Source organism: Anabaena sp. FACHB-595, assembly GCF_048568275.1.
Lineage (GTDB): Bacteria > Cyanobacteriota > Cyanobacteriia > Cyanobacteriales > Nostocaceae > Trichormus.
Window position 1 is genome coordinate 1,610,578 of record NZ_CP183473.1, and the last position, 26,330, is coordinate 1,636,907.

At 42.4% G+C, this 26,330-nt stretch carries 24 protein-coding genes; 16 read left to right on the top strand and 8 right to left on the bottom strand.

Annotation, left to right across the window (positions count from 1 at the left end; translation table 11 throughout):
• The first annotated feature begins 83 nt into the window (after positions 1-83).
• Positions 84-1,139 (top strand): magnesium-protoporphyrin IX monomethyl ester (oxidative) cyclase, encoded by a 1,056-nt coding sequence (gene acsF, locus ACN222_RS06745; protein WP_010995530.1) that lies wholly within the window; start codon positions 84-86, stop codon positions 1,137-1,139.
• A gap of 119 nt (positions 1,140-1,258) precedes the next feature.
• Here the strand turns inward: acsF and mnmA are convergent, their stop codons facing one another.
• Positions 1,259-2,317 (bottom strand): tRNA 2-thiouridine(34) synthase MnmA, encoded by a 1,059-nt coding sequence (gene mnmA / locus ACN222_RS06750; protein WP_010995531.1) that lies wholly within the window; start codon positions 2,315-2,317, stop codon positions 1,259-1,261.
• Between the two features lie 449 nt (positions 2,318-2,766).
• On the opposite strand from mnmA, the gene ACN222_RS06755 reads away from it, so the two are divergent.
• Positions 2,767-3,516 (top strand): hypothetical protein, encoded by a 750-nt coding sequence (locus ACN222_RS06755; protein ID WP_010995532.1) that lies wholly within the window; start codon positions 2,767-2,769, stop codon positions 3,514-3,516.
• A 486-nt stretch (positions 3,517-4,002) separates the two neighbouring features.
• Here ACN222_RS06755 and ACN222_RS06760 read toward each other — a convergent pair whose 3' ends face one another.
• Entirely contained in the window at positions 4,003-5,556 is a 1,554-nt protein-coding gene (locus ACN222_RS06760) for a cytochrome P450 (RefSeq protein WP_010995533.1), read from the bottom strand.
• Positions 5,557-5,810: 254 nt separating this feature from the next.
• Here ACN222_RS06760 and ACN222_RS06765 point away from each other — a divergent pair, with 254 nt between their 5' ends.
• On the top strand, positions 5,811-6,668 hold the full coding sequence (locus tag ACN222_RS06765; protein WP_010995534.1) for a dienelactone hydrolase family protein: 858 nt from the start codon (positions 5,811-5,813) through the stop codon (positions 6,666-6,668).
• A 24-nt stretch (positions 6,669-6,692) separates the two neighbouring features.
• On the opposite strand, the gene ACN222_RS06770 is transcribed toward ACN222_RS06765, so the two are convergent.
• Positions 6,693-7,421, bottom strand: a complete 729-nt coding sequence (locus ACN222_RS06770; protein WP_010995535.1) for a peptidylprolyl isomerase — start codon at positions 7,419-7,421, stop codon at positions 6,693-6,695.
• 322 nt (positions 7,422-7,743) lie between these two features.
• Here ACN222_RS06770 and ACN222_RS06775 point away from each other — a divergent pair, with 322 nt between their 5' ends.
• Positions 7,744-8,745, top strand: a complete 1,002-nt coding sequence (locus ACN222_RS06775; RefSeq protein WP_126987476.1) for a tetratricopeptide repeat protein — start codon at positions 7,744-7,746, stop codon at positions 8,743-8,745.
• A gap of 91 nt (positions 8,746-8,836) precedes the next feature.
• Here the strand turns inward: ACN222_RS06775 and ACN222_RS06780 are convergent, their stop codons facing one another.
• On the bottom strand, positions 8,837-9,211 hold the full coding sequence (locus ACN222_RS06780) for a c-type cytochrome (RefSeq protein WP_010995537.1): 375 nt from the start codon (positions 9,209-9,211) through the stop codon (positions 8,837-8,839).
• 208 nt (positions 9,212-9,419) lie between these two features.
• Here ACN222_RS06780 and petG point away from each other — a divergent pair, with 208 nt between their 5' ends.
• Positions 9,420-9,533 (top strand): cytochrome b6-f complex subunit V, encoded by a 114-nt coding sequence (gene petG / locus ACN222_RS06785; RefSeq protein ID WP_010995538.1) that lies wholly within the window; start codon positions 9,420-9,422, stop codon positions 9,531-9,533.
• A 164-nt stretch (positions 9,534-9,697) separates the two neighbouring features.
• On the opposite strand, the gene rsmD is transcribed toward petG, so the two are convergent.
• Both rsmD and hisH read right to left on the bottom strand, forming a co-directional pair.
• Entirely contained in the window at positions 9,698-10,252 is a 555-nt protein-coding gene (gene rsmD, locus ACN222_RS06790; protein ID WP_010995539.1) for a 16S rRNA (guanine(966)-N(2))-methyltransferase RsmD, read from the bottom strand.
• An 84-nt stretch (positions 10,253-10,336) separates the two neighbouring features.
• Entirely contained in the window at positions 10,337-10,972 is a 636-nt protein-coding gene (hisH, locus tag ACN222_RS06795) for an imidazole glycerol phosphate synthase subunit HisH (RefSeq protein ID WP_010995540.1), read from the bottom strand.
• Between the two features lie 58 nt (positions 10,973-11,030).
• Between hisH and ACN222_RS06800 the strand changes: the two genes are divergently transcribed.
• Complete coding sequence (locus ACN222_RS06800; protein ID WP_010995541.1) at positions 11,031-11,543, top strand: hypothetical protein; 513 nt, start codon at positions 11,031-11,033, stop codon at positions 11,541-11,543.
• Between the two features lie 123 nt (positions 11,544-11,666).
• A complete protein-coding gene (locus ACN222_RS06805) occupies positions 11,667-13,031 on the top strand; it encodes a DUF3370 domain-containing protein (protein WP_010995542.1) in 1,365 nt (454 codons plus the stop codon).
• A 149-nt stretch (positions 13,032-13,180) separates the two neighbouring features.
• Here ACN222_RS06805 and ACN222_RS06810 read toward each other — a convergent pair whose 3' ends face one another.
• Positions 13,181-13,900, bottom strand: coding sequence for an ROK family protein (locus ACN222_RS06810; RefSeq protein WP_010995543.1), 720 nt, complete (start codon positions 13,898-13,900; stop codon positions 13,181-13,183).
• 211 nt (positions 13,901-14,111) lie between these two features.
• On the opposite strand from ACN222_RS06810, the gene ACN222_RS06815 reads away from it, so the two are divergent.
• The 8 genes from ACN222_RS06815 (at position 14,112) to ACN222_RS06850 (ending at position 22,717) form a co-directional block, all read left to right on the top strand.
• Positions 14,112-14,948 (top strand): TIGR02452 family protein, encoded by an 837-nt coding sequence (locus ACN222_RS06815; protein ID WP_010995544.1) that lies wholly within the window; start codon positions 14,112-14,114, stop codon positions 14,946-14,948.
• 150 nt (positions 14,949-15,098) lie between these two features.
• Complete coding sequence (locus ACN222_RS06820) at positions 15,099-15,263, top strand: hypothetical protein (RefSeq protein ID WP_010995545.1); 165 nt, start codon at positions 15,099-15,101, stop codon at positions 15,261-15,263.
• A 51-nt stretch (positions 15,264-15,314) separates the two neighbouring features.
• On the top strand, positions 15,315-16,103 hold the full coding sequence (locus ACN222_RS06825) for a creatininase family protein (protein WP_010995546.1): 789 nt from the start codon (positions 15,315-15,317) through the stop codon (positions 16,101-16,103).
• Between the two features lie 187 nt (positions 16,104-16,290).
• Positions 16,291-16,794 carry a 2TM domain-containing protein gene (locus ACN222_RS06830; RefSeq protein WP_010995547.1) on the top strand — a complete coding sequence of 168 codons (504 nt, stop codon included), beginning with the start codon at positions 16,291-16,293 and terminating at the stop codon, positions 16,792-16,794.
• Positions 16,795-17,155: 361 nt separating this feature from the next.
• Positions 17,156-18,361, top strand: a complete 1,206-nt coding sequence (locus ACN222_RS06835) for a sigma-70 family RNA polymerase sigma factor (RefSeq protein WP_010995548.1) — start codon at positions 17,156-17,158, stop codon at positions 18,359-18,361.
• Between the two features lie 5 nt (positions 18,362-18,366).
• A complete protein-coding gene (locus ACN222_RS06840; RefSeq protein ID WP_010995549.1) occupies positions 18,367-19,497 on the top strand; it encodes a DUF1822 family protein in 1,131 nt (376 codons plus the stop codon).
• 36 nt (positions 19,498-19,533) lie between these two features.
• A complete protein-coding gene (locus tag ACN222_RS06845) occupies positions 19,534-21,873 on the top strand; it encodes a CHASE2 domain-containing protein (RefSeq protein ID WP_010995550.1) in 2,340 nt (779 codons plus the stop codon).
• Positions 21,874-21,946: 73 nt separating this feature from the next.
• The gene (locus ACN222_RS06850) at positions 21,947-22,717 is read left to right on the top strand and encodes a DUF928 domain-containing protein (protein ID WP_010995551.1); all 771 of its coding nucleotides are present in this window, start codon (positions 21,947-21,949) and stop codon (positions 22,715-22,717) included.
• A 466-nt stretch (positions 22,718-23,183) separates the two neighbouring features.
• Here ACN222_RS06850 and ACN222_RS06855 read toward each other — a convergent pair whose 3' ends face one another.
• Positions 23,184-23,762 carry a hypothetical protein gene (locus tag ACN222_RS06855; protein WP_010995552.1) on the bottom strand — a complete coding sequence of 193 codons (579 nt, stop codon included), beginning with the start codon at positions 23,760-23,762 and terminating at the stop codon, positions 23,184-23,186.
• A gap of 351 nt (positions 23,763-24,113) precedes the next feature.
• Between ACN222_RS06855 and ACN222_RS06860 the strand changes: the two genes are divergently transcribed.
• A complete protein-coding gene (locus tag ACN222_RS06860; protein ID WP_010995553.1) occupies positions 24,114-26,102 on the top strand; it encodes a S8 family serine peptidase in 1,989 nt (662 codons plus the stop codon).
• Positions 26,103-26,330 lie beyond the last annotated feature (228 nt).

A 26,330-nucleotide genomic window follows, 5' to 3' on the forward strand; every position in this document is an offset into this window, starting at 1 on the left:
GAATGTAAAGAGTGCTAGCCAAAGAATCTCACTTATCATAACTTGATAGCTATGAAATCATTTACTTGATTACCGCATTACTTATGGTTAATACCCTACCCAAACCAGGAATCAAAACCCCCAGCAAAGAAACTGTACTCACCCCCCGGTTTTATACTACAGATTTTGAAACCGCCGCCAACCTGGATTTGTCTGCCCAGGAAAACGAGTTACAGGCGATGTTGGCAGAAATGCGGGCAGACTACAACCGCCACCATTTCGTTCGAGATGAAGCCTTTGAACAGTCGTGGGAACACATTGACGGTGAAGCCAGACAGGCGTTTATTGAGTATTTGGAACGTTCTTGCATTTCTGAGTTTTCCGGCTTCTTACTCTTCAAGGAATTATCCCGCAAGCTAAAAAATCGCAGTCCAGTTTTAGCAGAAATGTTTCAACTGATGGCGCGTGATGAAGCCCGCCACGCCGGGTTTCTCAACAAAGCAATGGGTGATTTTAAACTCTCCCTAGATTTAGCCACGGTGACTAAAACCCGCACCTATACGTTTTTCCCGATTGAGTGGGTACTTTACACCGTTTACCTATCAGAAAAAATTGGCTACTGGCGTTACATTATTATTTTCAGACATTTAGAAAAGCACCCGGAAAACCAGTTTTACCCCATCTTCCGCTACTTTGAGAGTTGGTGTCAGGACGAAAACCGCCACGGCGACATATTCAAAGCACTTTTACGTTCTCAACCGCAACTATGGAACAACTGGAAAGCTAGGTTGTGGAGTCGCTTTTTCTTGCTATCGGTATTTGCTACCCACACCCTGACAGTTCATGAACGTTCCGGTTTCTACAAATCCCTGGGACTTGATGCGACAGATTTTGATCTTCAAGTAGTCCGCAACACCAATGAAACGGCGGGACGAGCTTTTCCTGTAATGTTGAATACCGAACATCCCAAGTTTTTCCCACTGCTACAACGCTGTGCAGGTTACAACTTGAACATTTCCGAAATTGAGCGCAGTTCTCAGCCGAAATTTGTGAAGCTGATTCGCAAACTACCTTTAATTGCAGCCATTGTTTGGAATCTCTTGATGGTTTACCTCATCAAACCCATTGATACTGAAGCTTTGCGGGAAACCGTGCGTTAGATTTTTGAGATGATGTCTACTACGCCGGTAAACGGCGTTGTTGCATGAAAAAGGAAGATGGTGAATTATACTCATTACTGGCTATACTTCTTGTTCACCATCTCATTTCCGTTGTTTTGTTATTTACTAAATTGTTCAATAATTCCACCACCTAAAACCTTATTGCCGTCATACCACACCGCCGCTTGTCCAGGGGTAATGCTGAACTGAGGTTCATCAAATACCAAGCGGACGCGGGAATTCTCCAAAGGGATCACTGTCACTGGTTCAGGTGCAGAACGATAGCGGATTTGTACAGCTGCACGAATTGGGGTGGATGGTTCAGCGATGGAAACCCAATTGACTCGGTTAACAGTACATTCTTCTTGAGTAGCTTTAGTGCGATCGCCTACAACTACTTTATTATGAACTGCATCTAATTCCACCACATACAGTGGTTCAGGTGCCGCAATCCCTAAGCCTTTGCGTTGACCAATCGTGTAATGATGGACACCATCATGTTGTCCTAAAACTTTGCCTGCGGTATCTACAATATCGCCTTTTTTGGGTGCGATATACTTATCCAGAAAAGCCCGCATAGAACCGTTGCTTTCAACTAGGCACAGGTCTTGGCTTTCTGGCTTATCGGCGGTTTTTAGTCCGTGTTCGGTGGCGATGCGACGGGTATCAGCTTTTTCCATTTCTCCTAGAGGAAATAGTGAGGCTGCAAGTAAATCTTGAGACAAATCATACAGGAAATAAGATTGGTCTTTGTTGCGGTCAACAGCCCTTAATAGCTGGTAACGTCCGGTTGCTTCGTCGTAGCGAATACGGGCATAATGACCCGTAGCGATGCGATCGCATCCCAATTTTTCACTGGCATACTGCACCATTGGCCCGAACTTCACCGTTTTGTTGCACTGAGAGCAAGGCAACGGAGTAATCCCAGCACCATAACCAGTCACTAGATAATCGACAATATGAGTTTGAAACACATCCCGCATATCCACCACTTCATGGGGAATGCCCAACTGTTCACAAATATAAGCCGCGTCGATCATTCCTTCAGAGCAACACTGACCTTTACCTTTCATTAACCAAAGGGTTAAACCAATTACTTCATAGCCCTGATTATGGAGGATAGCGGCGGCTGTAGAACTGTCAACGCCACCAGAAAGACCGACGACAACTTTTTTCATAGTTCTAAATTTTGCACAAGACAGCGCTTTGCGGAATTTTAAATTTAAAAATCTACGCCATATAAGAATTTTGGCTGTTTTTATCTACTAAATTAATCGTAGTTTGATAAATTTTTAACTGCTCAATTGTAGCATATATCCCTTAAAAGCCTTGTTAGTAAAGCGCTTCAGTTCCCAAACTTAGATAATTTTCGGCGCGTTGAAAATTAAGGGGGTTTACGCCGTAAACCCATACTAAATTAGGACTTATGCTACTTAATATCTACATCCTTAGTATCTGTCAGCCTGTCGAAAACTCAAGCCCTGTCTAAAATCTATTACATGACTCACAGCAACAGCATATTTCTTTATGTATCCGTTGCCACCTGAGCCTAGTCCCCTTAAGCTAGCAGTATAAAGTTCTACTAATTAGTGTCTCAAGGCAATAGTCCATAAATTTTGTTTCTACCATGTCTATTCAGATAACGAGTAAATATATTACATTGCCTATAATGCCATTGTTATTAGGCAGTTGGTTAACACTAGTTCCTCTTCCAGCCCAAGGACAAATCAAAAATAATGATAGGGTTTTACTAACTCAATCCGGGGTATTTGAAAGTTTACCACCACCACCTAATGTTCCAATGCAGGAACAGGAAGTGGAATTCAACCAATATCAACAGAATTATCAGCCCTATCAACCAGTACAGTATCAATATCAATCTGGACAAAACTTTCAACGTTATTTTGTATATGTTGACAATAATAGTTACGACACTCTACAAAGAGTACGGCGCATTGAACCCAGCGCTTACATCCGTCAGTATAATGGTCGTTCTGTAATTCAGTCGGGAGTGTTCAATCGAGAATCAAATGCCCAACAGCGAGTCAGAGAATTAGAGTCATCTGGTATTTATGGTGCAAGAATTGCTGGTAGTGGCGATGGACAGGGAATACCCAACTCTCCTGGTGGGGGAAATTACGGAAGTGAACGGTCTAGGTATTATGTAACTATCCCCGCAAAACCAGAAGAGGTTCCTTCAATTGCCAATCGTATTAGATTAGCTGTGGGACGAAACAGTTTTGTCAGAGAAAGAAGACAACCTCTAGGGCCACACGTAGCAGTCGGGCCTTTTGTTCAACGGACGGAAGCAGAACAATGGAGCAATTATCTACGAAATATGGGATTTGGTAATGCTAGGGTTTACTACGGGAAGTAATCCCAGAGAGTAAAGACTAGGGGCTAGTACAAGTAGGCAAAAGTAAAACTATAATTATGTCTCAAGCCCCTTATCTTCAGCACAACTAAGGGAACAACAAAAATTCAAAATTCAAAACAGTTGGAGTCGGAGAGCAGCGCCTTGCGGGGGTTCCCCACGTTGTGGCGACTGCGGAGGATTTAAACCCCAACTCAACTGATACTACGTGTAGACGTAGCGCAAAGTCTGTAGCTTGCTTCCCGCAGGGTGTGCCGGCTTCCGGTGTTAGCGTAGCGGTAGCGAGTCCGCGTTCGCTTTTAGCGTCTCGTAGAGAGCGTCACAGAACTTTGTAAGAGAGGGGTCTTAAACCCTTGAATTTACGATAAATTATCCGAAATTGATGGTTTGATAGGGTGCGTCAGTGCTATGGAATCTAACTGTACTCAGAAAATATTCATACTGACGCACTCTACATTTTGGGTATTTTTTTATCTGGAAGTCCCTAACTCAATTTCTCAACCGAAAGCGCACTGGCATTTTATCGGACGGATAAATTAACAGGTTTTGCTGTAACTGTTCCAGAGAAGAACGGCCGTTGACTAACTCCCAGTCGAAGTGACGAAGTAATAATGCTAGCATCATAGTCCCTTCCAGCATTGATAGATGCTCTCCTAAGCAACGATGAGGTCCTGAGCCAAAGTCTATCATTGGCAGCGAACTAGTTTCCTTACTCTTGTCTAACCAACGTTCGGGCAGAAATTCCTCAGGATTAGCATAGACTTCTGGATCTCTTCCAGCAGCAAGCATTGACCAGGATATTCTTGTACCACTAGGGATCACTTTACCCTCAATTACCGTGTCGCGTTGAGCCTCCAAGGAAGTCGAGCCTGAGGCGATTGAATAAAGGCGCAACGTCTCCTTGAGAATTGCGCTAATATAAGCCAATTCCTTAAAGCTTTCTGTATTAATATTGTCTTGACCTTGCCAAGCCTGGTCAACTATCTCCCTTGCTTTCTGAAAAACCCTTGGATTTAAGCTCAACTCTCCCACTGCAAAAGATAGAGTATGGGCTGTTGTGTCGGTACCAGCTATTAGAAATTCAACAGATTCTGCTATTAATGTTTGGCGATTATATTTTGGTTCTTTAGCCGCGATTCTGACTAACATTGATTCACGAAACAAAGGACTGACTTGGGGAAAATCAGTACTTTGTTCTCTCATCTGTAAAGCTAAGTCTACACGGGGAGTTAAAAATTCCTCTAAATATCGTCTTGATGCCCAATAATCTTGTGAATTCTTGGTGGGCAAATATTTCATCCATATCTTCTCACCAGTAGCTTGTCGTAGGAATCGATAGCCTACAACACACATCGCTTCGTACACCTTGAGAACTTCCAGGGGTGGCCCTTCATTAGTAGTAATCTTTCTATCTACAGGAATACCTAGTACAAGAGAGGAAATCACCCTCATTGTTAGTTCTACAAACAGGGGGTCTACCTCAACTTCTTTTGGTAGTGCAGTTTCCTTGAGTGTGTCAATTACTTGTACACAGGCTTGATTAATAATTTTAAGATATTTGGCGAGACTGCTAGAACTGAATTCTGGGTTCCAAACTTTGCGTCGCCATTGCCACTCATTCCCTGTTTCTCCTATAAGAATGGGACCACTGATATCGTTCCAAGCTTGGCGCAATCGTGCGGATCTGATTAAGCTACCATCTCTCATTCCATTGACGATGGTATCTTCAATAACTTTTGGTTTACTTAAAATAACAACTGGAGAACTACCATTCCATACAACATACATCGGGCCTAGCTGCTGGCTCCAATCAAAAAATAATTGGAATAATTTTTTCTGTTTTACTGCTGCTAAAACTTGCGGAAGATTTCCTAATAGCCAGTGTTTAGGAGGGGAGGGGAGTGATTGTAGGGATTTATATTTTTTCTTTTGTTTCCACCAACGCCAAGCAAATGTTCCCGCTATGGTAGTAACGCTTAAGACTGTCACTAAATAGGGAAAAGAAGAAGAATTATCAATCTGAGCAGTAATGTATTGGAGCATGAATCCGCCTTTGTCAGCCAAAAACTTCAAATCACCCAGATACTAACGTATTCTTTCACTGCAATACTTAGTATTAAGTCTGTAGTGTAATACTACAACAATAAATGAGAGTAAAAGTTTAGTACTGCGAGTGCTGGTGACGACGGCAACCCCAATATGGCAGTTGGTGATGAATTTGAACCGCAAGGAAGTTGACAAAACTTTACATTTTCTGAGCAAATAAAACTGAACCCAAATAATTCAAGGTACAGACGATGAAACAGATCACCCGTCGCCAATTTATCGCTACTGCTACTTTAACAACTGGCTTTGCGTTAGCCGTCAAACCCATTTCTGCCCAAGTGATTACCACTGATACACAAGGATTAGTTGCAGGTGCAGTGAAAATTCCCGTCCAAGATGGTGAAATTCCAGCTTATCGAGCATTACCAGCTACTGGTGAGAATTTTCCGATTGTGTTGGTGATTCAAGAAATCTTCGGTGTACATGAACACATTCAAGATGTCTGTCGTCGTTTTGCCAAGTTGGGATATTTAGCGATCGCACCAGAATTATTTGCTCGTCAAGGTGATGTCTCGAAGTTAAGCAATATCGATGAAATTCGCCAAGTAGTCGCAAAAGTACCGGATGCCCAGGTATTCTCTGATCTGGATGCTACCGTTGGTTGGGCTGTCAAATCATCCAAAGGTAATGCTGATCAATTAGCCATTACAGGCTTTTGTTGGGGGGGTCGGATTACTTGGTTGTACTCAGCATACAACCCCAAAGTTAAGGCGGGTGTCGCGTGGTATGGTCGGTTGGTGGGTAATTCTACAGAATTAACCCCGAAACATCCTGTGGATATTGCCCCTAATTTGACAGTTCCAGTGCTGGGATTGTATGGAGGAAAGGATACAGGCATTCCATTAGATACAGTAGAGCAAATGCGCGTAGGCATAGCCCGTCGTAGACATCGCTTAAAATCCAGCAGTAGTAAATCGGAAATTGTGGTATATCCTGATGCGCCCCACGCCTTTTTTGCCGATTATCGTCCTTCTTACAGAGAAAAAGAAGCTCAAGACGGCTGGAAACGCCTCCAAGCATGGTTTAAACAGTATGGAGTTTCTAAGTAAGTTAGAACTAAAATTACCATAGAATTAAGCGGACGGAATTATATTTACTTGCCTTTGCTGTTCCTGCATCCAACCCTCAAATAATTCATTGAGTAGGCGTGCTTTCATCGGTTCATCTAATTGGGCGGGTATAAACTTTTCCACCCGCACAATAACATACCACTCAGTAATCCGAGTTGGAGGTGAGATTTGTCCTGGTTGACAACTAGAAAGTAGTTGTACCATTGCCGGATGTAGCGAACTCTGCTCAACTGGCCCGACTAATCCACCCGTTTGAGATTCTGGGCCTTGGGAGTATTTTTGTGCTACCTCTGCGAAAGATTGTTCTTTTGCTTGCAGGCGAAAATAGAGTTCTTGCGCTAGTCCTGGGTCTTGAGTCCGCAGTAGAGAATAAATTACTTTATCTAATTTCGCTTTCAACTGAAAAAAATAAGATTCCAGTTTTGCTCCCCATGTGGCTTGCTTATATTTTTCTAGCTTGATCTTGCGGACGATAATATTGTCTAGTTGTTCGGCACTCAAACCTTGTTGTACCAGCCATGCTTGAATGTCTGTTTCTTGAGATAACTGCTTATCGGCGTAAAACCTTTGTTTAGCTTGGGCTAACTCCTCAGGCTTACACTCTACTGCTGCTGTTGCCTCATCAATAATTAATTCCCGTAATAGTTGCGGCAGCAATTGATAATTAGCCAGTAAGGGAATGAGTTCACTAGCTTGAATATTACGGTTGCCGATTTGCAGCACTTCAGTCATTATCTGTTCTGTTTGGCGCTCTGGGGTTGATATATGCTGAGTTAGTTCCTGCATAGAAGTAATGGTTTGAAATTCTTCTATGGCTTTAAAATATTAATAGCAACATCACACAATTTATGTAAAGTTTTATCGAAAATCATCCGTATTTGTCTGTAAGTAGTAAGTTCGCTTTTAGTTACAAGGTATCAATGATAATCCTCGACCTACTCTTATGACAAATCAATTGCTTTCAAAGTTAAATTAGTTCTGTAGGGGTGTAGTGATGGATGTAGATCACAAGACTAACCTAACCCTCAGGAAATACTTCTATACTTTGAAAAGTATGAAATTCACCTCAATCACCTATACATTGTCTGCCGTTTTGCTGCTGGGCTTTTCGATACCTTTAGTATTTGCACAAACACCGGATTCTGGTCTCTCTGCTGATTGCCAAATGCCAATCCCACCAAACCTTAATTCTGTAGACCACTTCTTAGGTATGGGACACTTTCAGCAAGACTGTAAAAAAGATTTATCGGCGGCGGTTGCTGCTTTCTCTCAAGCGATTAAACTCAATCCCCAAGCTGAAGAACCATACTATCATCGAGCGAACTCCTACGCCGCAATGGGAAATTATCAAGCAGCCGTGACAGACTATACCGAAGTGATTAGGCAAAATACTGGTAGATTGGGTTTTAGTACTGGTGCATACTGGCACAGGGCTAGAGCTTATGAAAAGTTGGGTGAAAAACAGAAAGCAATTTCTGATTTAACTCAATTAATTGGTAATAACAGTAGCTTGAATGCTGAAGAATACTTATTTAGAGCCAATCTTTACAAAGAATTAGGGAATAAAGAAAGTGCGATCGCTGACTATAAGATAGCAGAAAAACTGTTGCAGCAATATGCAGATGGAGTTTTTCATACTGGGATGATGGATACCAGATATGAACAGATGTTGGATCAAGTCAGAAATGAGCTATCAAGTATGGGTGTAGCTGTAACAGTACCTAAGACTACTACTGGTAATATTTTACGCACAATTGCTAAAACAGAAGTTGAACGGGCATTAAATTTAGCTAGACTTCAGTCTCAACATCCTACAGTGAAAAACTTTGATGCTCAACTTCAGGATTTATATAAGCAACTAGCAAACACACAACCGCAAGTAGAGTCAGGGGTGGTAAAAAACCTGATAGCGAATGCAGCCTATGAGAAAATAGATGATCTAAAGATAGAGCGATCGCAACTTTTGACAAAATATACCCTTGACAGTCCCATCATTGGCGTAATTGATAGCCAGACAAGCGAATTAGAATCATTAATTCACCGTAATAAATTTTAATCATCATTAAAATATGAATTCCTGATGTAAAAACCCCGGTTCCTTCAAGAAATCGGGGTTTTGGGTCTGCGCGTATCTAAACTTGATTGAGCTATAAAGTCTCCAAAAAGCTTAAAAGATCTGCCATTTCTTGGGTGTTGGGCTGAAATTTTGGCATTGGTGGTGTATCACCGCTAATAACTTGGTGAATTAGCCCATACTTGGACTTACGCTTAGAAACTGCTTGTAAGCTGGGGCCTACTCGGCCATCTGCTTCTAAACCATGACAACCAGCACAATTTATTTGAAAAATAGCGTGTCCCTGTATTGGGTCTCCTTTCATGGCAAGAACACTCTTAACATAAGGGTCAGAGGCTTTCACCAACTGAACACCAAAAAAGCCCAAAGGGATTGCTAGCAGTATCACTAGCGCCACTAAAGCGATACGCTGAATCAGAATTTCAGGTTTGGTAATCTGGTTATCCAAAAGGTGTGCTGTAAAAGTTTAGGTTTACTCAAATTTTTCATTTCCTACACATAGCTTAAAAGTTCTTGATGATGTCTGCAAGCATAAACTACAGTTTTTCATCTCTAGGGGTCGCCTAAAAATAGTGTAGGAAGCGGGATTCATCCGCGATTTGGTAAAATCAAAGATGGGAAATAAATAATGAATAATCGTAACAGGAGATTTTAAAGTGGTTGAACCCCTACTTTCAGGCATCGTTCTTGGTTTGATTGTTGTCACCCTCGCTGGGCTGTTTTACGCTGCCTATAAGCAATACAAGCGCCCCAATGAGTTGGGTGGTTGAGTCTTGAAGTGCTGATTGCTAAAGCGCGTTAGCTACTGGGTGGGGGGTATGAGGGATAAAGTAGATAAAAATTCTTCCTCATCTTCCCCAATCCCCAATCCAAGGCAAAAGTCAAAAGAAAAAATCTTTTACCTTTTACCTTTTTACTTTCTTGTCCCCAATCCCTACGCCCCTAATTCCTCGCTTCGATAAAAAGTAAGCGCCGTGTTACCGTAGACTTTTTGGCGGCAAATTTCCCAGTCAGGAATTAATATATCTACCCACCCTTGGGGATTATGTTCGATCGCTATTTCCCCACTTGGATCTAATAATTGATGGTGAGCGATCGCCTCTAACACTGGCTGATATAATCCACTAGCATAGGGCGGATCAAAATAAATTCTGTCGAATTGCTGCCCTGATAAGTTTTTTAACTGCTGAACGACATCTCCACGCAATATTCGCCATTGTTGTTCGTTATTGGCTATGCGCTGCCAATTCTCTTGGATAATTGCACAGGCTCGGCTTGATTTTTCAATTCCGACCACCAAGCTAGCACCTCGACACAAAGCCTCTGCACCCATTGAACCATTCCCGGCGCACAAATCTAGCCAGCGATACCCTTCTATTTCTCCCTGCCAAATATTAAAAACAGCTTCCCTAACCCTCCCAGTGGTGGGTCTGGTTTCTTGCCCTGGTAAAGTTTTAATCTGGCGATTCCCGTAAATTTTTAGACTCATTGGTCAATGGTCATTAGTCATTAGTCATTAGTTATTAATCATTAGTCTACTGACAAGTGACAACTGACGACTGACAAACTAATATTATGCTGCTATTTTTTCCCGTACTTGAGAGACAAAATTAGACAGGATTTGCAGCCCAATATTTGACGATTTTTCTGGGTGAAATTGTACTGCCATCAGGTTTTCATGGGCAATGGCTGCCGTGACGGTTTGCGTACCGTGAGTAACAGTTGCAGCACGAACTTGAGGTTCAAATGGGTCAACATAGTAGGAATGCACAAAATATACCCAAGGTTGGGGTGGCAAATGCTCCCACAAAATGCTTTTTGGTTGGGTTAATTCCAACTGATTCCAACCCATGTGAGGAATTGTAATTCCTGGTTCCCAAACAAACCGCCGCACTTTTCCCTTGATAATTCCTAGTCCTGGTTGATTACCTTCCGCACTCGATTCAAAAAGAATTTGCAGCCCTAAACAGATACCTAAGAAGGGTTTACCAGAAGCGATTGTATCTTTAATTGGTTGTTCTAAATCACGCGATCGCAAGCTCTGTACTGCTGGGTCAAATGCTCCCACTCCCGGCAATATGACTGCATCAGCCTTGGTTAATTCCTGATGACAATGAGTAATTATAGGAGTCGCCCCCGCTTTTTCTAATCCTTTGCAAACAGAATGCAAATTTCCCATCTCATAATCTATAACAGCAACAACTGGCATTGACCTTCTCCTTGTAAATTGTTTATGGAGGGTTTTTCTATTCTAAATAATATTTTCCATGAAGAAAAGAATTCTATTAACTTCTTTTGACACTTGGCTAGAAGATCAAAAGTCAAATTCCTCTGATGATTTATTATTTGAAGTCACTAAACTTAACTCACTTCCATTAGATTTACAATTTTTGCGCTTGTTACCCGTTGATATTGGGCTGGCCAGTTCCCTAGTAATCGCAAAAATAGAGGAATCCCAACCAGATTACATTATCTGTTGTGGCATGGCCGCAAGCCGGAAAAAATTAAGTGTAGAAGTGGGTGCTAGCTGTGGAGAAACCTTTTTACAGACCACAATTGATCTAGGAAAATTACTAATAGGAGCAACAGCAACTGATATTAGTGACGACTGCGGTAAATTTGTCTGCGAGGGTCTTTATTATTCCATACTGGACTACTTAGGACAAAAGAAACTATCAACTTATTGTTTTTTTGTTCATGTTCCCGTACTGAATCAAGATAACTTGATAGAAATTCTCACAGATTTTGTATTAATTATTAACAATCTGGCACTTTTATAAATTTATAAGCGTCCAGTCTGACGGGAATATGGGGAAGAAAATAGCAACCTGTTTTACCTAGTTGCCAATCTTTAATTCTCAATCCCCAGTTATTATTGAATTTTGAATTTTTGAATTGTACTTATGTTCTCTTTATTACTAAGTCTTTTAGTGGCTCAATCTGCTCCTACTGCACCACCGCCTGAAGAAGTTGTACAACCTCAAGAAGTCCGTGCATTACCAGGACGCTTGGATGCAATCCCTACATTTAATAGCAATAGTCCAGAATTAGTTTTAAGAGAAGGAATTTTACTTTCCACTTTTCCCCCGGCAGGCAAAAAAGTACCGTCAGCCCATTTGAATTATCCTTTTCGTGGGCGATTTGATGTGTTTGCTCACCACATTGCTAGGGCGGAACCACCGGAAGATTTACGCTCCTTGTATTTAGGAATACTCCTGCATAACCCGACATCCCAACAGGTGAAGGTGGATGTTTTACAAGGGGCGAGTTATTTAAGTCAACCGGATGCACCGTTTATTGAGTTGCCATCTTTGGTTGAGAATAATTTAGGTAACGTATTTGCTGGCCCTGGTAGTCGCGCTATGGCTGATGTTTTAAGAGGACTGCGACAAGATATTTTCCCGGCTCAAATTGTCATACCACCAGGGCAAAGTCGAATGCTCTTGAACCAACCTATACCTGTGCGAGAATTAACACCACCTTTAAATGGTCGCTCGACTTTGGCAAGACTACGGACTAATGGTACAGTCTATGCAGCTAGTTTGGCTATGTTTGCTCGTACCAATGCTGATGGTAGTGAACGATCGCCTACCTTGGAAGAATGGCAAACTTTACTAGAAAATAGTGATGTGTCCGGGCCACGGGATAAAACTCCCACACCATTAGAAGCAACTGGTAAACCCAGAATTTATGGTCGTGTCGCTGGGGTGGCGCGCGGTTCTTATTGGCGATCGTTTATAGTAGATAGTCCCAAAGCCAGGAATTTAACTATTCCCCAACCAGGACAGGCTTTTTCTTATGCTTTGAGTACTCTACATGGTGGTACTTTAGGGACTGGTCAAATTCAGAGTGCGCCGATGTTAGTACGTTATCCAGATACGGCTTATCGCGCTCATGGTAATTACGCTATTCAATATAGTTTAAAGTTGCCCTTGTATAACAATACTGCCAAGGCGCAAACTGTGAAGGTATCTGTGCAAACTCCCATTAAGGAAGACCGTTTAACTAAACAAGGTCTGCGCTTTTTTACTACACCCGCGCGTCAAACATTCTTCCGGGGGAGTGTGCGGATACGTTACCGAAATGATCAAGGACAGCAGCAAACTCGGCTGGTACATTTAGTTCAGAAGCGGGGTCAACCGGGGGAAGCATTAGCTACATTGAACATGAAAAAAGGCGATCGCCGTTTGGTAGAGGTAGACTTTCTCTATCCCCCCGATGCTTCACCACCACAAGTATTAACAGTTGGGACTGTGGCTAATCCTTAATTAAGTGTAGGGGTTTAGGGGTTTAGGGGTGTAGGGGAAACAACTAATAATTAAATCAAGACAGCTCATAAATAGTGTTCTTCTCCTAACTCCCATACCCCCATACCCAGTCACAGCAAGAGTTTCGGGCTTACAAGCGCGATATTCTTCTATAGTGTTTTTTCATCTCGCCACAAAGCGATACCACCTAACAAACCACTAATATTCGGAATGAGTTTGACATTTAAAGGTAGCTGAAAATTTACTCTTACGGCTTCACCACCACCGATATAAAGGTAATCATAGTTGAATAGTCGTTGTAGGGAGGCGATCGCTTTTTCTAAACGGCGATTCCATTTCTTCTGACCAATCTTATCTAAAGTTGCTCTTCCTAGTTGTTCTTCGTAAGTTTCCCCTTTGCGAAAGGGATGATGTCCCATTTCCATATTCGGCACTAATTTACCATCGACAAACAACGCGGAACCAAACCCCGTTCCCAAGGTAATTACCAACTCTACACCCTTACCTTTGATTGCACCAAAACCCTGCATATCTGCATCATTAATCACCCGTACAGGTTTATGTAACCGTTGCGACAGCGCCGTTTCTAAATCAAATCCAATCCAATCCGAGTCTAAGTTAACTGCCGTTTCGGTGACACCAGCACGCACCACACCAGGAAAACCCACAGAAACCCGGTGAAATTCACCTTGAGCAGCAGCTAACACCATAATTGCATTAATGACAACCTCTGGTGTTGCAGGTTGGGGTGTATCAACACGCGCCCTTTCTGTTACAGGATTTCCCGTAATATCCAACACTAAAGCTTTAACACCACTACCACCAATATCAACCGATAAAGTGCGAATTGAGCCGTTATCTTCCACCATTGAGTATTTACCTTTTTGTTAGGGACTGGGGATTGGGAGTAGAAATAAATAATTACAGATTAGTAAATAATATATGAAGCTGTATAGATAAGGGCTTCTAAAATAAGTTTCTCAGAGGAAATACATATACACTTTATATTTTTGTAATATCTATGTAATATGCTTGAATTACTAAAAAGCCATATCAGCCAGAAGTGCAAAGATAACACCAATGAGACGAATTGCGATCGCCGAAAATACCTTAAAAATTCTTAACATAGGTAACTACATTTGTGCTGATGGCAATCAAGTTTATATCAGCCAAGAATTGGAATATTGTTTGTATTTAACAAAGTGCTACAGCCCCGAAAATTTGGCAAAGATTGAAACTAAGGTGCTGAATAGCCTTCCTCGTTTTTCAGCAACTGAATTTGCAGTCAGGAATGAGACAACATTAATAGGAGCCGAACGCATAGTCAAAAGTGAAAAATTTCAACAAGTTGGTGTTTTGAATTTTGCTTCTGCGAAAAACCCAGGAGGTGGATTTATCAGAGGGGCGCAGGCTCAGGAAGAAAGTTTAGCCAGAAGTTCAGCGCTTTACAAAAGCCTGTTGAAATGTCCTGAATATTATAATTTTCATCGCCATGAGCGATCGCTTTTGTACTCAGATTGGATGATTTATTCTCCCAGTTGTCCAGTCTTCAAAAACGATGATGGTGAACTATTAGCACAGCCCTATGTTGTAGATTTCATCACCAGTCCAGCACCAAATGCAGGCATGATTCAAAAAAATCAACCGCACCTCAGCGTTAAAATACCCCAAGTGCTTATGAATCGAACATCAAAGCTGTTGAGTTTGGCAAGCAACCAAGGCTGCGATGCTTTGGTTTTAGGTGCTTGGGGATGTGGAGTCTTTAGAAATGACCCAGCGATAGTTTCCCAAATATTTGCAGATTTATTATTACCAGGTGGTCAATTTTGGGGCAGATTTAAAAGTGTAATTTTTTCCGTCCTTGACAATAGTAAACAACAAGCTATTTTTACAGAGTTTGACAGGAGATTTTCTTGATCAACTGCTAGAAATTTACAGAAGACTATTCCATTTTCTCCATAGGTAATAAACTTGTTTAGGAATCAAACAGGAATCCTATATAGGAATCCGATTTGATTTCTGTTGGCGTAGCCTGCGCTAGCGCATAAAATTCTCAGTATCTGTAGGGTGGGCAATGCCCACCAAAACCATGAGCCGGTGGGCATTGCCCAACGCCACTTGCTCCAAGCCGGGAAACCCTTTCAGCAGTTACTCCACTTGGGGAAACCCCAAGACCGTACTGCTTCACCAACGCAGTGGCTCCCCTACGTGTATTTCAAAAATCAAGTATGAGTCCTATAGTATAGATTGTAATAATCCCAATCCCCAATCCCCAATCCCCAAATGCACAGTTTCATTCCCCCAGAACGGTTTTTCGCCTACCTCACCTGGAAAGAAATTGAGGAAATGCCAAATAAGGAGAATGTCGTTATCATCCAGCCAGTAGGGGCAATTGAACAGCATGGACTCCATCTACCATTGATTGTTGATGCTGCCATTGGTGTGGGGGTTTTGGGGAAAGCTTTATCTAAACTTGATGCTAGCATTCCAGCTTATGCTTTACCCACTCTTTATTATGGTAAATCCAATGAACACTGGCATTTTCCGGGAACGATTACCCTGAGTACAGAAACGCTGACAGCGACAATTATGGAAGTGGCAGAAAGCATTTACCGCGCTGGGTTTAGAAAGTTGGTGTTAATGAACTCCCACGGAGGACAACCCCAAGTTATGCAAATGGTGGCGCGAGATCTGCACGTAAAGTATGGTGATTTTGCAGTTTTTCCTTTGTTTACTTGGCGTGTACCCCACATTACTAAAGAATTATTATCACCTAAGGAAGCAATACAAGGAATGCACGCGGGAGATGCGGAAACTAGTATTATGCTGGCGATTTTGCCAGATCAGGTGCAACTAGATAAAGCCGTGGCAGAATATCCCCCAGAAAAACCTGAAGGTAGCCTATTAAGTTGGGAAGGTAGATTACCTGTGGCTTGGGTAACAAAAGATATTAGTAAAAGTGGTGTGATTGGCGATGCGACAACTGCAACCAAAGAAAAAGGCGATCGCATTTTAGAATCCGTTTCTGATGGTTGGGTAGAAGTCATCAAAGAAATTTACGCCTTTCGCTAAAGGAGACAAGGGGATTAAGGCAACAACTAACAACTGTACAGACGCGATTAATCGCGTCTCTGAAAACTGACAACTGACAACTAACTAAATTTGCTAGTGTAGGGTTAAGTGCAGTAGTTATCGAAACTGTTTCACAGTTGACGGGCGATAAGTTGCTAAACCACATTAATAATTAGAGATAGCAGTTATGACGGCATTTGAACCAAATAGTCTCCGTTCTTATAGCCAAGAAGATGTACAGCGAATTTTACAGCTGGCGATCGCCCGGCAAGCTGATGACCAAGATAAAGATTTTAGTTATGAGCAATTGTTAGAGATTGCTACTGAGTTAGAAATCTCACCAGAAGCTCTCAAGTTAGCGGAAATAGATTGGCGATCGCAACACCACGAATTAAGTCAAAAACAAGCTTTTAATACTTACCGCATGACAAAGTTTAAAAAGCGCCTTGGTAATTATGCGATCGTCAATGGCTTTTTACTGTTGGTGGATTTTGTCGGTGGTGGAACGGTTACTTGGTCGTTATACTTGCTACTGTTTTGTGGTTTGGCAGTAGGGTTGGATGTGTGGAATACGTTTCAAACTAAAGGCGAAGAGTATGAAATGGCTTTCCAGCGCTGGAATCGCAAACATCAAATTAAACAAACCATCAACAGCTTTGTGAATAAGTGCTTTAAAGCGTTACAAGCTTAAACCAATTCGCAATTCGCAATTCGCAATTCGCAATAGCCTGCGGCATCTCTTACGAGAGGCTAACCGCCAACGCGTAGCATCTCGTAGAGAAGGCTAACGCCAACGCAACTTGCCTTTTCCGTGTTTTAACGGGGATTCAGCGCAAATAATTAAGGGTAAGATTAGCTAGAAAACTCTCTGAAGTTAAGTTTTGATAGAGTTTTCGATTTGCTTATCTATACTTGCCCATCTATACTTAGTACCAGTGTGAAAAAAGAATGTGACAGATACATACGGACATACATTTATTCTGTTTGGCTTTCCTAATTTTGAATTTTGTAGCTTGCTTCCCGTAGGGTATTTTGAATTTTGAATTGCTATCATGCGTCCTCGCCAAAGTATCGCTGAAATGTTTTCTACCTTCCTGCAATTTGATGCCGATCGCTTCGGTGGTTGGGTGTATGATGGCAAATTGCGGCGGAGCATTCAGAATTGCTTGGGACAAATATCACAAACGCAACACTCAGAGAATTTTTGGGCGATTTACTGGCATAAAAACTGGCAGACTCAGCCTAGTTCCTTAGCGGAAGGACACCTATCCGCTTATTTGCAAGAAACCTGTTATTGGGCTGCACAGAGGACAATTCCCCAGTTTGCCAGTATTCAGTGTACATTATCTGACTGTTTTCAAATGGCGATCGCTGAAGTACCAAAAATCTTAAAAGGTTGCGACCCTGACCAAAGAGCTAGCCTCAAAAGCTATGGTACTGTGGCTTTTGGGAATATTATTCGGGATGCTTTACGTCAAAAGCAAGAAATAGATTTTTGTAATGATTGGGCATTGTTGCTGAAGTTGAGCCGCAAGCAACTACAGGAATCATTAAAAAGTTCTGGGCTAACAGATGAAACAATGGCGAGTTATTTGTTAGCTTGGAAATCCTTTACAGACGGCTACATCCTCACTAAATCACCAAAAGCGCGGAAATTACAAAAACCAGAGGATGATACTTGGGATATTATCGCCCAACTTTATAACCGCGATCGCCTAACACAACTCAACCCCTCAGTCCGCGAGTGTAACCGGGAAACCTTAGAACAATGGTTGCTTTTTTGTGCGAAACAAGCACGTTCTTATTTATATCCTGTGGTGTCTTCCCTAAATATTCCCAAGGTGGGTCAAGCAGATGGGGAATGGCAAGATGATTTACCAGACACCAGTAATCGTGAATCTTTACTGGCAGATTTAATCGCCGCAGAAGAAGCCGAAACTCAAAAAAATCAGCAACAAGAAATCTATAATCTCTTAGTGACTACATTGGCAAAACTGCCCCCGCAATCACAACAGTTGTTGCAACTGTACTATCAGCAAGGACTAACCCAACAACAAATCGCCAAACAGCAGGAAATTCAGCAATATCAAGTATCTCGGCAATTATCTAAAACCAGAGAATCTTTACTTTTAGCAATTACTAAATGGAGTCAGGAAAAATCGCATATTTCCCCGACTTCCAACGTGGTTAAGCATATTAGCGCAATATTAGAGGAATGGTTACAGAATTATTTCCGTAATCTCTCTGCAAAGGAGTAGTAATTATGTCGTCATTCTGTGTTCCACCCACTCAACTTTGGTTAGAGGTATCTGCTGGCATTCAAGACCAATCTTGGCAGCAAAGCCAAACTTGCCTTAATCCCAGTGGTCGTTGGCATATTTTTCTCAACCAAGTATGCCTGAGTACCTTTTTACCTTGGCTGCAAGCTGAGTACTCACCAGAAGCTACTCTTGCCACAGTTCCCAATAGTTGGGAATTCGTCAACGGGACTGCTATAAATTTAGATACAAAACGCCTCATCCTCATTCCCGATAAAAGCCTAGACACAAGAGAATTTCATGTCCCCCAAGAATGGATAGATATTCCTCAATGGGCAGGAGATTATTATCTAGCAGTACAAGTCAGTCCAGACGGGGAATGGCTAAGAATTTGGGGCTATACCACCCATGAGCAATTGAAAAATCAAGGTAGTTACGATCCTCAAGAAAGGACTTACTCCTTAAAAGCCTATCAAATGATTGAGGATTTGAATGTACTTTGGGTAGTACGTCAACTATATCCTGAAGAACAAACACAAGTAGCGATCGCTCCTTTAGCTGAGTTATCACCCACCCAAGTAGATAACCTCTGGCAAAGGTTAAGTAATCCAGCAATTACGAACCCACGCTTAGAACTGCCCTTTGAAATCTGGGGGGCTTTATTAGCTAAGTCACAACAACCACAACCAAAATCAGCACTTGTCAACTTGCGTCAGTGGTTACAAAATACCTTGACAAATAGCTGGCAAACCGTCGAAACTCTTCTGGGAACACAGCCAGATTTTGCCTTCAGCTTTCGTCAAGCCGATGATACAGCTGAACGATCAATCCAGCGCGTTAAGGTAATCGACCTACCAAGCGGTCAAACCATAGTGCTAATGTTGACTTTGACACTAGAAACAGATGGTAGAGTAGGAATCCGCGTCCAATTGTCTCCCAGAGAACGAGGAATTTATTTACCTGAGAATATGAGATTAGAGTTAATTTCTGCCTCAGGGCAAGTTGTCCAATCAGTAGAAGCACGAGAAACAGACAACTCCATCCAACTTAAACGCTTCCGATGTCCACAAAACACCCGCTTTAGCCTTCAGCTAATTCTCGATGATTTCAGTTTTGTTGAAGAGTTTGAAAGTTAGTTATGGCGTTTCTTAATCTACTGGCATACTGAGTACATGAGTAAACTGATCGTCCTAAATTTAGGAAAAGGAAACTTACACCAAGGATTTCCGGCGGTCGTAGCTCAACTTTGGCAAACAGATGCTCCTGCTCCTATGCAATTCACGGGGGGATTACCTGCTGCACCACAATTAGAGCATCTTTATCAACGTTGGCAACAAATGTACACAGCTTTGTATGCCAATTTGGGATGGCGTAGTCATGACATCGCCGATTTTGAAATTGAAGAAGAAGATATTACTCATATTTCCCAAGCAGAGTTTGATCATCTCTGCCAAGAATTGCAACAAAGTTTAAACGCATGGTTGAATAGTTCGCCGTTTCTCAATATTGACCGTAAGTTAAGAACTCAACTCTCACCCACAGAGGAAATTCGCTGCATTATTGCGGCTGAATCCCATCAGGTTTTACAGCTTCCTTGGTGTTTGTGGCATTTTTTTGACGATTATCCCCAAGCGGAAATTGCTCTCAGTCCACCAGAATATACTCGGTCAATTAAAAATTATCCCCAAAAAACTAAAGGTAAGGTGAGGATTTTAGCTATTTTAGGCGATCGCCACCATATTGATCTAGAAAAAGACCAAACTTTACTCCAGCAATTACCCAATGCGGAACTCACATTTTTAGTGGAACCCAATCGTTCCCAACTAACAGAACAATTATGGCAATCGGGTTGGGATATTCTCTTTTTTGCTGGTCATAGTTCCAGCCAAGGGAAAGGGCGGATGCTGCTCAATTCTGGCGAGACTTTGACCATTGATCAATTAAAGTATGGCTTGCAAAAGGCGATCGCTCAAGGGTTGCAATTGGCAATTTTTAACTCTTGTGATGGTTTGGGTCTAGCCCAGGATTTAGCCGATTTACATTTACCCCAGGTGATTGTCATGCGCGAACCTGTACCAGACAGGGTGGCGCAGGAATTTTTAAAGCATTTCTTGGCGTTGTTTGCACGGGGTAAAACTTTATATGCAGCCGTCAGAGAGGCGCGGCAAAGATTACAATCTCTAGAACAGGATTTTCCCTGTGCTACTTGGTTGCCAATTATTTGCCAAAATCCAGCCGAAATTTCCCCGACTTGGCAGGATTTGTCTGGTCAAAGACCAGGGTTAAAGTTACCACGCCCCAATTTCCAACAGCTACCAGTAGTTGGCTTAAGTAGCTTAATTATTACTTTTATTATCGTATTAATACGGTGGTCAGGTGGACTACAACTATTAGAACTAGGGGCATTTGACCAACTAATGAGGCTGCGACCTAAAGAAGAACCAGACTCCCGGCTATTGGTAGTAACTATCACCGACCAAGATATTCAAGCCCAAGGAAAAGAACCGCGCCAAGGTTCCCTTTCTGATAAACATCTCAACTTACTACTCACAAAACTCGAACAATACCAACCAGCAGCTATTGGTTTAGATATATACCGTGATTTTCCCGTGAGTGCTAACCAACCAGAATTAGCCAAACGGATGCAGAAAAGCGATCGCCTCATTGCTATTTGTAAACGTGCTGATCCGGAATCCGACCCTACAGGTATTGCACCACCGCCAGAAATACCAGAAACACGGTTGGGTTTTAGCGACTTTGTGGAAGATGAGGATAGTGTGATGCGTCGCCATCTCTTGGCGATGACTCCCAACCCAATTTCGCCAACTTGTACCCCTGCTTATGCTTTTAGTGTGCAGTTAGCGTTTTTGTATCTCCAAGCCCAGGGAATTACAACCAAATTTACCCCAAATTGGGACTTGCTATTGGGGAAAAAAACCTTCCCACGCTTACAGAATCGGGCTAGTGGTTATCAATCAATAGATGCCCAAGGTACTCAGATTTTACTAAATTATCGTTTTGCGCCTTCAGTAGGGGCGATCGCTCGCCAAGTTACCCTGAGCCAAATCTTGAACGGACAAATTAACCCCAACGCCATCAAAAACCGCATTATTTTGATTGGTGTCACCAGTAATAGCACTAGCGATTACTGGCCTACACCTGATAGTAAATCTCCTACAGCGATCGTTCCCGGCATTGTGATTCAAGCGCAAATGGTCAGCCAGCTAATCAGCGCCGCTTTAGATAACCGACCCCTATTATGGGTTTGGACTCAATGGGGTGAAATCTGCTGGATTTGGAGTTGGTCTTTGACTGGTGGTCTACTGGCGTGGTACATTCCCAGAAAGACTTACTTAAGTATTGCTGTAACTATAGGAACAATCACCTTATCTGGACTATGTTTTATCCTGTTAATTCAAGGTGGCTGGATACCTTTAGTCCCACCGATGATTGCATTAGTAGTCACTAGCGCTCAATTTGCTTACATCAGCCAAAAATTACAGAAATTGTAGACAGAGGAAGTGTATTAAAAGATGAGGCAAATAAAAAACCAGTAATTTGGTTGATGACACAACGGTTTCTGCTATGAAAAAGGTATTTCGGTTTTCAACTACCACTCTTATCTGTGCGATCGCTTTAGGTATATGTAATTTACCTGGAATGGAGCAAATTGGGCAGGCACAAACCCTCACATCAACCACCAAAATTAATTATGTTCCTCCCACAGCCCAAGACAAACCAGGAGAACCTAGAGGACGGCGCAGAGGTGGCGGAAGTCGCGGCCCCTGTAAGCAGTATGAAACCCTCACAGCTTTAGTACCCATCAATAGTACAGGAACAAAAGAATCAGTTTGGGGACAATCCACAGATCAAAACCCAACATTTTGGTTTTTTGTACCTGACAAACTCACTCCCAAGGTTCCTATTGAGTTTGTTATCCAAGACGAAGCAGATAATTACGTTTATCAGACCAAATTTAATCCCTCAGAAACACAACCAGGAATTATCAGCTTAACGGCCAAGCCGCAAACACCCCTCGTTGCTGGTAAATCTTATCATTGGACTTTTTCTATTTATTGCGACCCAGAAAAACCCTCAGCTTCCGTCTACGTTCGCGGCTCCATCACACAAGTTGCTTTAAACCCAACACTACAAAAGCAACTGGAATTAGCCAAAACTCCTCTAGAACGAGCAACCTTTTTTGCTAAAAATGGGATCTGGTACAATGCTTTGACAACCTTAGGAGAACAAATCCAAAACACCAAAACGATAGATTCACAAATCACATCCGCTTGGACTCACTTACTGAAACAAGTTAACCTGCATAACTCTGCTTCTGCTGAGATTGTTCGCTGATACTGTTAGCGCAGAAGCGGCTAAAAATATAGAACTCAGCTTTAGGGAACACCAAAAAATAAATTATCCAAAATTGATAGTTTAGTAGGGTGCGTCAGTGTCAAAAAACCTAACTACACCAAGAACTTATTCATACTGACGCACCCTACATTTGGAATACTTTTTCTCTGGAAGTCCCTTAAAAGCAATTGAGTGATTAAGAATTCCCAATATTTGCTATTGGGAATTGCGCCATTAATTTGGAAACACACATTGAGATATCTTAATAAAGATAAATTTAGATTAAGACCATCCCTAGTTATAAATTAATGTCATGCCTGAGATAGATGTTAAGAAAAGTTATTGCAAATTGCGTAAAGCCTGCGGCATAGCTGCACTCAGAGCAGAGCAGAGCGGGAGCATCGTTGCGAATTGCGTTGGCGTTAGCCTACTCTGCGAGTTCTCCACAGGCTATTGCGAATTGTTTTTATTTCTCCCGTAGTTGCCTTTCTATCAGCATTTGCGGTTCGACATTCTCCACATTCTTTATAGCTGATAGTTGAGCTATTCCTTTGAGAGCATCAGCAATTTTATTTGTTTTGGCACGTAACCAACCAGCATTAGGCGCATAGGCTAGGGTTTTCGCTACTTCATAACCTGCTTGATTGATGGCAGCTTGTTGTGATTCAATATCAACACCTTCTGTAAAACGGATGAAAACTAGCCCAGTAGGCACAGTCAGAGTTCCGTTATTTTCTAAGGTATATACTGGGCTGAGTGTGTCTGTATTGCCAATATTCTGGATTGTTGCATCAGGTTCACCGGAAAAAATAGCGATCGCTCCCTCACCCTCATTCAAGATTAAAATAGCCTGGGATGGTATCGTGCTAGCTTGTTTGTAATGTGCAGCATAGTATCCAGACTGGCGATTGTAGAAGACACTCGCCTTTGTGCCAACAGGAATTTGTTGGGGATACTCAATAAAATAGTCTCTTTGGGGTCTCACTTCAGCAATTAAAGGTAGAGAGTACGCCTGTAAAAATAATTCACCAGGAAAATAAAACATTCTTTTTAAATTCTAATGATTTTAGGTAATAAACTACTTCTGCTCATAAATTGAAAATAGCTATGAGAAAGTCGGGAGCGGGTTCATGAATTAGGGGTGTAGGGGAACCCATCAGGCTTGGTCAACTACAAATTATGAATTACAGATTATGAATTAGGTAGACAACAAAAAATGTGAATAAGTTGCCGTTCACATAAATTTTGAATTTCCATAAACTCTATTCTGGAAAGCCAGACTGATAGTTTGTATCCACAGGAAATTATTCTCAGCTGCGTCTTATGTGTGCATCATTTTGGAAACCACACACAAAATACAAAGGCTTAGTATCAACTTAATAGTAGGAGATTAAGTATGGTTCATGTCCGCTATGGTGGTCAGAACGGTGAACAGTACGAACTAGCAATTAGTGAAAATCATATTGTAGTGCGGACTGAAAGCCGCAGCTCGCTAATTAGCGATCGCCCCTTTGAAGCCGCCCCTGTTTCCTCCCAAGCCCGTAATATCCTCAATCAGTTCGAGTTATCCACTCGTTTCAGCCAAGCGGGTGTAGAAGTTCTCCATGTGAAAGAACCGAGCCAGGATGGTGCTTTGCGCGATACAGCCAGGGAAATTCTCAATCAAGAACCGGAAGTGCAATTTGCTGGACGTGTGTTAATTGATCCAGTCAGTCAACAACCCATAGTTTACACAGAAAACCTTTTCGTGAAGTTTGGCCACGAAGAAGACGTTAGTTTCTGCCAAGAAATTTTGGGACGCTACGGCTTAACAATTAAACGTCAACTAGAATACGCCCGTAATGCCTACTTTGTCAGCGCACCCCCCAATACTGGTTTAGCCATCTTTGATATTGCCGAAAGGTTGCTCAACGAGGAATCGGTGGAATTGTGTCATCCTGAATTGGTGCGGGAATTTAGGCAACGTCAGGCATTTTCCCAACAATGGCACCTTAAGGAAACCACAATTGGGGGTAAGACTATCAAGGCTCATGCCAATGTTGAGGCGGCATGGAAGTTGAGCGATGGTACGGGAACGATTATTGCCATTATTGACGATGGTGTGGATGTTGACCATGAAGAATTCCGTTCTTCTGGTAAGATTGTTGCCCCTAGAGATGTCACACGCAAAACTAACTTTCCCACCCCAGGAAACCGAGATAATCACGGTACTGCTTGTGCAGGTGTCGCTTGTGGTAATGGCAACTTTGGGGCTTCTGGTGTAGCGCCTGGGGCTAAGTTAATGCCCATTCGTTTCGTTTCCGCCCTGGGTTCCCAAGATGAAGCCGACTCTTTTGTCTGGGCTGCTCAAAATGGTGCGGATGTAATTTCCTGTAGTTGGGGGCCACCAGATGGTACATGGTGGGATGATAAAGACCCCCTACACAAGCAGAAAGTACCTCTACCCGATTCCACAAGACTAGCAATGGACTATGCCATCAATAAGGGGCGTAATGGCAAAGGATGTGTGATTTTATTCGCTGCGGGTAATGGTAACGAAAGCGTAGATAATGACGGCTACGCCAGCTATGAAAAGGTAATAGCTGTCGCGGCTTGTAACGACTTTGGTACTAGAAGCGCTTATAGTGATTTTGGTCAAGCCGTCTGGTGTGCCTTCCCTAGTAACAACGGTAACCCTTCCCAAACCCCTGGTATTTGGACTGCCGATCGCTCTGGTGTAGTTGGCTATAATTCTGGTAGTACCAATCTCGGTGATCAAGCAGGTAATTATACAAATAGTTTCGGTGGTACTTCTAGCGCCTGTCCGGGTGCGGCTGGTGTCGCTGCCTTGATTCTCTCCCGCAATCCAAATCTGCGTTGGGATGAGGTCAGAGATATTATTAAACGTTCATGCGATCGCATTGATCCAGTCGGTGGTAACTATAACGCTGAAGGCCGTAGCCCATTCTACGGTTATGGTCGGATCAATGCCCTCAAAGCGGTAGAATTGGCACTACCAGCACAACCTGAGCCAGTCAGCATTTTTACAGCCGTCCAGGATGTCCCCATTAATGATTTGCAGACATCTCAACTCAGTTTAGCGATCGCCAACACCAACCCCATCAAATCTATCAAAGTTACAGTAGACATCGAGCATACTTACATTGGTGACTTAATAGTTAGCCTCAACCCCCCTGGAGAATGTGGTGTATTACCGATCATCCTCCACGACCGCAAAGGTGGAGGCGCAGATGATATCAAACAAACTTACGATGAGGTGAGTACACCAGGACTGACTGCTTTGAAGGGTAAAATTCCTCAAGGAACCTGGACTCTAGAAGTAGCAGATAAAGCACAGGCGGATACAGGGAAGATTCGCAGCTTGACTATTGAACTTGGGTTTTAGGGGGATTGGGGACTGGGGATTGGGGACTGGGGATTGGGGACTGGGTAAAACTTTTACTGTTCTCTGCTCCTCTACCTCTTAAGATTCCCCAGTTTCTCTGGGATCAGGACTCTTAACCTGGGAGTGTTCTAAATTTAACTTATATATTATGTTAATGTAACCTGTTCTTAGCAAAATCAAACGTTAATCCTCTACAGATTGTTAATACTGACAGAACTTGGTCATATG